Genomic DNA, 5321 nt, shown 5'->3' on the forward strand with positions numbered 1-5321 from the left:
CCGGGGCCCCGCCGGCGGGGCCCAGTCGTGAGGAAGTACCGCGTGGCCAGCTCCCACAAGCTCGTGATCGTCGAGTCGCCCGCCAAGGCGCGCACCATCGGCGGTTACCTGGGCGACGACTTCGAGGTCGAGGCCTCGGTGGGGCACATCCGTGACCTCGCCCAGCCCTCGGAGCTCCCAGCGGACATGAAGAAGGGCCCGTACGGCAAGTTCGCGGTCGACGTCGAGGACGCCTTCGACCCCTACTACGTCGTCGACGCCGACAAGAAGAAGAAGGTCTCCGAGCTCAAGCGTGCCCTGAAGGGCGCCGACGAGCTCTACCTCGCCACGGACGAGGACCGCGAGGGCGAGGCCATCGCCTGGCACCTCCTCGACGTCCTCAAGCCCAAGATCCCCGTCAAGCGGATGGTCTTCCACGAGATCACCAAGGAGGCCATCACCCGCGCCCTGGAGAACACCCGCGAGCTGGACACCCGGCTCGTGGACGCCCAGGAGACCCGCCGCATCCTCGACCGCCTCGTCGGCTACGAGGTCTCGCCGCTGCTGTGGCGCAAGATCAAGCCGGGCCTGTCGGCCGGGCGCGTGCAGTCCGTGGCCACCCGCATGGTGGTCGAGCGCGAGCGGGAACGGATGGCGTTCCGCTCGGCGTCGTACTGGGACGTCAAGGGCACCTTCACCGGCGGGCCGGCGCAGGACCGCGGCGACTTCGTCGCGCGCCTCGTCTCCCTGGACGGGCGCCGCGTGGCCACCGGCCGCGACTTCGGCGACGACGGCGAGCTCACCGCCGCCGCCCGCAAGGCGCAGGCACGGCACCTGCAGGGTCCCGAGGCGACCGCGCTCGCCGCCGCCCTGGAGCAGGCTGACGCCCGCGTCTCCTCGATGGAGACCAAGCCGTACACGCGCCGGCCCGCCGCGCCGTTCACCACCTCCACGCTCCAGCAGGAGGCCTCCCGCAAGCTCCGCATGAGCGCCCGGGACACCATGCGCACCGCGCAGGGGCTGTACGAGAACGGCTACATCACCTACATGCGGACCGACTCCCCGGTGCTCTCCGGCCAGGCGATCGCCGCCGCCCGCCGCCAGGCGGCCGAGCTCTACGGCCCCGAGTACGTGCCGGAGAAGCCGCGCGTGTACGGCGCCAAGGCCAAGGGCGCGCAGGAGGCGCACGAGGCGATCCGCCCCGCCGGCGACTCCTTCCGCACCCCCGCGCAGGTGGCCGCCAAGCTCACCGGCGCCCAGTTCAAGCTGTACGAGCTCATCTGGAAGCGCACCGTCGCCTCGCAGATGGCCGACGCCCGCGGTTCCACCGCCACGGTGCGCCTGGCCGCGACGCCGCGGCTCCCCGATGGCGCCCGCCAGGCCGAGCTCACGGCGTCCGGCACCGTCATCACCTTCCGCGGCTTCCTCGCCGCGTACGAGGAGGGCCGCGACGCCGACCGGTACGACCGGCGTGAGCAGGACGAGAAGGAGACCCGGCTGCCGCGCCTCGCCGAGGGCGACGCCGTCGAGACCGGCACGGTCACGGCCGAGGGACACGAGACCACCGCGCCCCCGCGCTACACGGAGGCCAGCCTCGTCAAGGCCATGGAGGAGCGCGGTATCGGCCGCCCGTCCACCTACGCCGCGACGATCGCGGTCATCACCGACCGTGGCTACGTCGACCGGCGCGGCCAGGCGCTGGTGCCCACGTGGCTCGCGTTCTCCGTGGTCCGCCTGCTCGAGGAGAACCTCCCGCGCCTCGTCGACTACGACTTCACCGCCGAGATGGAGTCCGACCTCGACCGCATCGCCGCCGGCGAGGAGGACCGCGTCGACTGGCTCACCCGCTTCTACCGGGGCGCGAACGAGGAGCCCGGCCTGCGCACCCTCGTCGAGGGCCTCGGCGACATCGATGCCCGCGCGGTCAACAGCATCGACATTGGCGACGGCATCACCCTGCGCGTGGGGCGCTACGGCCCCTACATCGAGACCGCCGGCACCGACGGCGCGCCGGGCGAGCGGGCCAGCGTGCCGGACGACGTCGCCCCCGACGAGCTCACCGCGGAGCGGGCGCGCGAACTCCTCGCCGCCGGCGCCGACGACGGTCGCGAGCTCGGCGTCGACCCGGGGACCGGGCACCCGATCATCGTGCGCAACGGCCGGTACGGCCCGTACGTCACCGAGGTCCTGCCCGAGGCGGACGACGGCGCAGCGGCCGCGGCGCCGTCGACCGCTCCCGAGGGCGACGCCCCGGCCGGGGCGAAGAAGAAGCCCGCGAAGAAGAAGGTCGCCAAGGCCAAGCCGCGCACGGCGTCGCTGTTCACGTCGATGGACACCGCCACCATCTCCCTCGAGGACGCCCTGCGCCTGCTGTCCCTGCCCCGGGTGGTCGGCACCGACGCCGAGGGCACCGAGATCACCGCGCAGAACGGTCGCTACGGCGCCTACCTCAAGCGCGGCACGGACTCGCGGACGCTGCCCGAGGGCGAGGAACAGCTCTTCACCATCACGCTCGAGGAGGCACTCGCGATCTACGCCCAGCCGAAGGCCCGCCGCGGCGCCACCGCCCGCCCGCCGCTGCGCGAGCTGGGCACCGACCCGGCCTCGGGCAAGCCCGTGGTGGTCAAGGACGGTCGGTTCGGCCCATACGTCACCGACGGGGAGACCAACGCGACCCTGCGCAAGGACGACGACGTGGAGTCGATGACGCCCGAGCGCGGGTACGAGCTCCTGGCGGAGAAGCGGGCGAAGGGCCCGGCCAAGAAGCCGGCCCGGAAGACGCCGGCCCGCAAGCCCGCTGCCAAGAAGCCTGCCGCCAAGAAGTAGCCGGCCGGAAGCCTGCCGGCAGGAAGCACCCGGTAGGAAGCCCGCCGGTAGGAAGCCCGCCGGCAAGAAGTAGCGGGCAGGAAGCACACGGCAGGAAGCAGCCAGCAGGAAGCCCGCTGGCAAGAAGCACCCAGCGGACCTGCACCGCCGGGGGAGGAGTGGGTGGCTCCGGGAACGGGTGCACGGCCCCGGGCTACCCTGGTGCGATGGCATCCCAGGTGACGACGTCGTCCGCCCTTCCGGCCGCAGCCGACCCGATGGGCGCGCCGCCGCTCCGATGGGGCGTCCTCGGTGCCGGCGGGATCGCCGGGCGCTTCGCGCGCGAGGTGCCGACCGGGAGCCGGCAGCAGCTGGTCGCCGTCGGCTCGCGGGACCAGGACCGCGCGCGAGCCTTCGCCGCCGAGCACGGGATCGAGCGCGCGTACGGCAGCTACGAGGCCCTGGTCGCGGACCCGGAGATCGACGTCATCTACGTCGCCACCCCGCACAGCCTCCACCGCGAGCACGCCCTGCTCGCCCTGGCGGCCGGCAAGCACGTGCTGGTGGAGAAGGCGTTCACCCGCAACGAGGCCGAGGCGAAGGAGGTCCTCGACGCCGCACGCGCCGGGGGCCTCTTCGCGATGGAAGCCATGTGGACGCGGTTCCTGCCGCACATGGTGGCCCTGCGCGCACTGGTGGGGTCCGGCTCGTTGGGCGAGATCCTCTCCCTCACGGCCGACCACGGCCAGCGGCTGGACACCGTCGCACGGCTGCTGGCGCCCGAGCTCGCCGGCGGTGCACTGCTCGACCTCGGCGTCTATCCGCTCGCGTTCGCGCACGACATCCTCGGCGCCCCCGCCACCGTGCACGCGGTCGGTGCGCTGACCGACGCCGGGGTGGACGTGCACGAGGCCGTGACCCTGACGTACACGAGCAGCCGCACCGTCGCCGTGTGCCTCGCGAACATGTGGGCGTCCTCCTCGACCAGCGCGTCGATCGTCGGCACCGCAGGCCGGGTGGACGTCGACGGGCCGTTCTACCGCCCGACGTCCTTCACGGTCACTCCGTTCGACGGTGAGCCCTGGCGCTGGACGGACGGCGCGACCCCGGACGTCGGCGGCTTCGAGTACCAGGCGGCCGAGGTGGCGCGCTGCGTGAGCGAGGGCCGACCCGAGTCGGCCACGATGCCGTGGTCAGCCACGCTCGAGGTCATGGCCACCATGGATGAGGTCCGCCGCCAGCTGGGCGTGGTCTACCCGGCCGAATAGCCCTCCCCCCTTTTCGCGCCGCACCCTCCTCGCACCTCCCTCCGCCGCCACCTCCGCGCCGAACAGGCCCTAAAGTGCCAAAACTGGGCAAAATCTGCACGTTAGGACCTGTTCGACGGGGGTGGGCGGACCGGGGGTGGGCGTGACCGGGGGGAGGTGGACGTGGTGGGGGCGTGGGGGCGGGCGGCCACCTGGTCCACAGGTTGAGGGGGCGAGCAGGCGATGAGCGGCGTCGTGGTGCTTCGCTCCGGACATGGCATCCGAGCTGTCGACCCGATTCCGGGCGCTGGTCGCGGCGCAGGAGGGCCTGATCAGCGCCACGCAGTGCGAGGTCCTCGGCCTGAACAGCCGAGTGCGCGGCAAGATGTGCGAACGTGGAGCATGGGTGCGCGTCGTGCGGGGGGTGTACGACACAGCCCCGAGAGCGGAGCGAAGCTGGCAGTCGCGGCGTCGTCGGACGGCGTTGGTCGGGCTGCTCCGATACGGGCCGGACGCCGTCGCCGTCGGGTCGAGCGCGCTGGTCCTTCTCGGCGCCGAGGGAGTCCCGGCGGGCTTGCGGCCTGAGGTTTCGCTCGGACGCACGCAGGCGAGGACGGCACTGCGTCGCCCCCGGCGTGGCTGGGCGGCGGAACCGCTGCGCAACGGCGGCGTCAGGGTGGACGTGCGCCAGTTCGACACCGCGATGGATGCCGTGCAGGTGGGCGGCTTCCGTGTCGCCACTCCTCGGTGGGCGCTCGCCCAGGCAGTTCCTGAGCTGCCGCGCCGAAATGCGGTGGCGGTCATGGACTCCCTGCTGAATCGCGGCCTGCTCGACCCCGCAGGACTCCACGCGGCGCACCTCCTTGCTCGTGGGCGGCGTGGGGTGGCGCGGACCCATGCGTGGTGGGCGCTCGCGGATGGCCGCGCCGCCTCGCCGCTCGAGACGTTCGGCCGCCTCGACTGCATCGATCACGGGGTCCCCCCGGATGAGCTCCAGGTCGAGATCCGCGACGAGCACGGCATCCTCGTCGGAAGAGGCGATGCAGGGTGGCGGATCCGCGACGGCCGCTGGCTCATCGCCGAGTTCGACGGCAGGGAGTTCCATGAAGCGCTGCCAGCGCTCCTGCGCGACCGCTCCCGACAGAACGAACTTCACCTCACCGGGAGAGCCGAGGTCCTGAGGTTCACGTTCCGCGACACGACCGTGGACGGCCACGTGGCTCGAACCGTCCACCGGGCGCTGCAGCAATGGCGGTAACCAGCCCCCCGCCCGCCCCCCCCCCGACCCCC

3 protein-coding genes are annotated in these 5321 nt (G+C 72.8%); all 3 read left to right on the forward strand.

Annotation, left to right across the window (positions count from 1 at the left end; genetic code table 11):
• The first annotated feature begins 42 nt into the window (after positions 1 to 42).
• Entirely contained in the window at positions 43 to 2805 is a 2763-nt protein-coding gene (topA, locus tag ACYC1Z_RS14075; protein ID WP_461410149.1) for a type I DNA topoisomerase, read from the forward strand.
• Between the two features lie 206 nt (positions 2806 to 3011).
• Positions 3012 to 4052, forward strand: a complete 1041-nt coding sequence (locus ACYC1Z_RS14080) for a Gfo/Idh/MocA family protein (protein WP_461410150.1) — start codon at positions 3012 to 3014, stop codon at positions 4050 to 4052.
• A 655-nt stretch (positions 4053 to 4707) separates the two neighbouring features.
• Positions 4708 to 5289 carry a hypothetical protein gene (locus ACYC1Z_RS14085; RefSeq protein ID WP_461410151.1) on the forward strand — a complete coding sequence of 194 codons (582 nt, stop codon included), beginning with the start codon at positions 4708 to 4710 and terminating at the stop codon, positions 5287 to 5289.
• The last annotated feature ends 32 nt before the right edge of the window (positions 5290 to 5321 follow it).

The sequence above is a fragment of the Georgenia sp. genome, from assembly GCF_054605595.1.